Source organism: Nitrospira sp. BLG_2 (genome assembly GCF_049222245.1).
This window is the reverse complement of sequence record NZ_JBLYIG010000233.1, coordinates 1-3,887: the sequence shown is the minus strand read 5'-3', so window position 1 is coordinate 3,887 and position 3,887 is coordinate 1. Positions and strand designations below refer to the sequence as shown.

Annotated in this window: 4 protein-coding genes and 1 pseudogene; 4 read left to right on the top strand and 1 reads right to left on the bottom strand. The window is 52.4% G+C overall.

All coding sequences use genetic code 11. The features are described 5' to 3' along the window. A pseudogene (locus ACOSYY_RS06560) lies at positions 1–155 on the bottom strand (IS5/IS1182 family transposase); the annotation flags it as partial. 331 nt (positions 156–486) lie between these two features. Here ACOSYY_RS06560 and hpnH point away from each other — a divergent pair. From hpnH to ACOSYY_RS06540, 4 genes are all read left to right on the top strand, one after another. Next, a complete protein-coding gene (gene hpnH / locus ACOSYY_RS06555) occupies positions 487–1,503 on the top strand; it encodes an adenosyl-hopene transferase HpnH (protein WP_421661465.1) in 1,017 nt (338 codons plus the stop codon). A gap of 112 nt (positions 1,504–1,615) precedes the next feature. Continuing rightward, complete coding sequence (locus ACOSYY_RS06550) at positions 1,616–2,008, top strand: hypothetical protein (protein ID WP_421661464.1); 393 nt, start codon at positions 1,616–1,618, stop codon at positions 2,006–2,008. A gap of 268 nt (positions 2,009–2,276) precedes the next feature. Beyond that, complete coding sequence (locus ACOSYY_RS06545) at positions 2,277–2,726, top strand: hypothetical protein (RefSeq protein WP_421661463.1); 450 nt, start codon at positions 2,277–2,279, stop codon at positions 2,724–2,726. Positions 2,727–2,982: 256 nt separating this feature from the next. Next, complete coding sequence (locus ACOSYY_RS06540) at positions 2,983–3,426, top strand: c-type cytochrome (RefSeq protein WP_421661462.1); 444 nt, start codon at positions 2,983–2,985, stop codon at positions 3,424–3,426. The last annotated feature ends 461 nt before the right edge of the window (positions 3,427–3,887 follow it).

Here is a 3,887-nt window from a genome sequence, read left to right as displayed (position 1 = left end):
CGCCCCGGCCCGTCGGCCTTGGGATAGACCGGCTCGATCACCGCCACTAATTCCGCCCACGGCACGACGCGGTTCATCGCGTCGAGGAATTGCTCACGGCGGGTGGGCTTACGATATTGTTCGAACGTGACCTCGGCCAATGTCTGCTGCAGCATGGGGGCGCCTCCCGTTTAGTGCTGCGTTTCTCATAGCACATCAGGAGAGGGGAATAAATCAGACCTTCCCTAATATCGAACTTCGTGTGGGCCGACGACTCATCAATGGTTTTATGGTAATGGCCGTCGTTGGATAGCTCATCAGGTATCACTATTTCTATTCGGCCTGGGCCCTCCTGATGCTTTCGCATTATGAACAGCGATATGGAAATTGACGAGCACCATACATGATGTTAAAATTCCGACACTTTTGTGCCTCCAAGCAGTCTGCTTTAGGCGGCTGTTCAGATAGAGCAGATTTCAGAAAAGACAATTAAGTAAGGAGAACGGAATGGCTGTTCCGATTTCCCAGATGTACACCGTGGCGACGTATGTGCTCTCCCAGAAGCTGAAGGGAGTGAAGCGATATCCTTTGGTCCTGATGCTCGAGCCGCTTTTTCGGTGCAACCTGGCCTGTGCAGGTTGTGGGAAGATCCAGTATCCTGATCATATTCTCGACAAGCGGTTGACACCGGAACAATGCTGGGCGGCGGCTGAAGAATGCGGAGCGCCCATGGTGAGTATTCCCGGAGGAGAGCCGCTCATTCATCCTGAAATCGCTAAAATCATTCAGGGTTTGGTGGATCGGAAGAAATACATCTATCTCTGCACGAACGCTATCCTCTTGGAGCGGAAGCTGGATGAGTATCGGCCTTCGAAGTATCTGACCTTCAGTGTTCATATGGACGGACTCAAAGACGAGCACGATTTGGCGGTTTGCCGCGATGGAGTCTATGACGTGGCGGTGAAGGCCATCAAAGCGGCGGTCAAACGCGGCCATCGGGTGACGACCAACACCACTTTGTTCGATGAGGCGAATCCTGAGCGAGTCAGGAAATTTTTCGATGAAATGATGGCGCTCGGTGTCGAAGGCATGACTATTTCCCCAGGGTATAGCTATCAAAAGGCCCCCGATCAGCAACATTTTTTGAAACGGGCGCGAACTCAAGAGCTCTTCTCCAAGATCCTTGCTCGTCCCAAAGCGGGTTGGCAGTTCAATCAATCCCCGCTGTTCTTGGATTTTCTCATGGGCCGGCGTGAATACCAATGCACCCCTTGGGGCAATCCGACGTATAATGTATTTGGATGGCAGAAGCCTTGTTACTTGCTTCAGGAGGGATACACAAAAACCTTCCGCGAGCTCATGGAGTCGACGGAATGGGACAAGTATGGAACGGGTCGAAACGAGAAATGCGCAGATTGCATGGTGCATTGCGGCTATGAGGCCTCGGCTGTTGAGGATACCTTTAGTACGGTCTCTGGATTTGCGCGGACGGCTAAATTGACCCTATTGCCTACCTCACGGTGATTCTGCTCGTAACTCCCGCTTCGACCCAGCGAGACGAGCGTCGTTCGTCCCTTGTTGGTCCCCTCGCCGTGCCGCACTTCACGGGATACGCTTTACGAACAACGATTTCCAGATGACGGATACGAAGGATCATACAGCGGATACTCCTATTTCTCTGGAAGGGCGGGTTTTCAAACCTGTCTCTTCGACGGAAACAGCAGAGGCTGTTGAGCTCGCATTCGACTACCGTGGAGATGTGACCTTAACATTAAGGTCTGGCGAATCTGTCCTCGGATATCTCTTTAATCGCCAGGTCGCCACCGATGGTTCGTATCTTGAACTGTTTTCTTCAGACAGTCCTGATCCACTGCGCATTCCGTACTATGACATCGTCACGATTGCATTCACCGGAGAAGACACGGCGAATGGAAAATCGTGGGAAACGTGGGTGTCAAAAAAAGAGTCCGAGCGTCGAGAGGAAGCTGCGAAGATTGAAGCGTCCGCGCGCACGAAGGGCTATCTCTGAAGCTGTTGTAGGCTTCAGCCGATGGAGAGTGGAATGGCGTTGGAAGATCGCTCTGCATCAGCAAACCCGCCTGCCTTCTCATTGACAAAGATTTGGCGCTGTGCTAGAAACCCCTGCCCTAAATGTAGCGCACTCGTGTGGTGCGGTATGCACTTCTCCGAAGGAGCGAGCGACGAGTCAGCGATCTAGTTCGAAGCTTGGCAGTCGAAGTCCAGCAGGACCGTTGATCCTAGCTTGCTGTCTCGTGATGAACGTTATGTTCCCACCCGTGGCTTCAGCCACACATGAAGCGGACCATCGTTTCATGGTGGAGGGGTATGTTTGCGGACAGGACGGGAAAGGACTTTCGAATACAGATGTCCTTGTCAAGGACACCAGAATTTCGTACGGTCAAGTTGTACGGACGGATGGAAATGGCTACTACAAAGCGATGTTTCATCTGCACAATGATAATCTTGGCGATCCCCTTTTGATAGAAGCGAGGGGAGAGCAGCAAAACTTTAAAGTTGAATTCGATCCAAAAGATCTTGAAAGCGAACGGAAGATCAAGGTTAACTTTGGAACCGGTTGCGATGCGAGCGGTCCTCCCGTCTGGCTTTGGTGGGGGGGTGGAGCGATGGTCGCAGCGGCTGGTACCATAATCGGAATGAAGCTTGCTCGTTCTCAGCGTAAGCAGGAACGTGGCAAGGGAAAACCGCAGAAGCAGAGAAAAGCATAATCGCCGATGACGGGCCTTAGGGGCTGCGGGGTGCCTCGCCGAATCGGTCGATGGGTGAGGCGAGGGCAGTTGTGCAGAGCTGTCGAGAAAGGTGTACTGGAACGCTTTTGTTAGAGGTGGTGGCACCTCGGCAGAAGCGTTTTTTTTATTTGTCAGCCCTTTCTCGAGCCTGTTACAGTCTCGACGACAATTTTCAATGACAGAGCAATGGATCGTAATGAGTATGAGGATAGGCTTCATTCAAGCTGTGTTAATCATGAGTCTTGGACTGTCGAGTTGCGGAGAGCAGGGTGGAGAGGGGCCGATTGTGCCACCACCGCCGGCTCCGGCTGAATATGCCGACAAGCATATGCCGGAAGATTGGTGGGGAGATGCTCAGAAGCTGGAAGAGGGGCGTAAGCTGTTCCTCGGTGAGACAAATCCAGATGCCAATTGTGCCAGTTGCCACGGGAAAGATGGGAAGCCGGTCAAGGCGGGTGCTACGGATTTTCGAAACCCTGAGCGCATGAAGCTCTACTCGGACTCCGTCTGGTTTTGGCGTATTTCCGAAGGAGTGCCGAATACCAAGATGAAAGGCTGGAAGAGCAAGCTCTCGGAAGAAGACCGATGGAAGCTGGTGCTCTATGAGCGGAATTTCGGATTGGCTGGGAAGATCTGGAATGAAGAGAAAAAGCAGTGGGCTGATGCCGGCACGAAATGACTTTCGGATTGCAGGGTTGTTGAGGGCAGGATGCTTCGCGCCTTTTGGTCTTTAAAGCTTCTAAAGGCGCATCAAGGTCGCCAATCAGGCTCAAGTTCTTTTGAGGCGCTGTTAAGGAATTTCCCTATCGTTAAGGGGGGGGGAGAATCTGCGATACTCCGCCGTCGATAGGGTTTGCATGAGGCCTTCAATGTCGTGTCTTGGTGTTTCAAGGGTGTCAGGTGTTCTTGTCGGAAGATCGGCTAGTAGGTGAACCATCTTGGTGAAAATACCTTGACTAGGTTTTAAAGTAGGGGGCATCGAGGCATCGTGAAAAAACTGTCGAGCGGTCTCCTGGCTCTCGTTGTGTTGTGCTCGCTATGTGTGGCTGCCACCAGTGTATTCGCTCAGGAGGTTGGGGCGTCTACGGTGGAGTTTCCGTACACAGGTAATCGGACGGCTGTATGGATCGTCGCTCAGCT

Excerpts from the sequence above, each read along its gene's own strand:
- hpnH (WP_421661465.1), top strand. The coding sequence starts at position 487 with ATGGCTGTTCCGATTTCCCAGATGTACACCGTGGCGACGTATGTGCTC.
- ACOSYY_RS06540 (WP_421661462.1), top strand. The coding sequence starts at position 2,983 with ATGAGTCTTGGACTGTCGAGTTGCGGAGAGCAGGGTGGAGAGGGGCCG.
- ACOSYY_RS06550 (WP_421661464.1), top strand. The coding sequence starts at position 1,616 with ATGACGGATACGAAGGATCATACAGCGGATACTCCTATTTCTCTGGAA.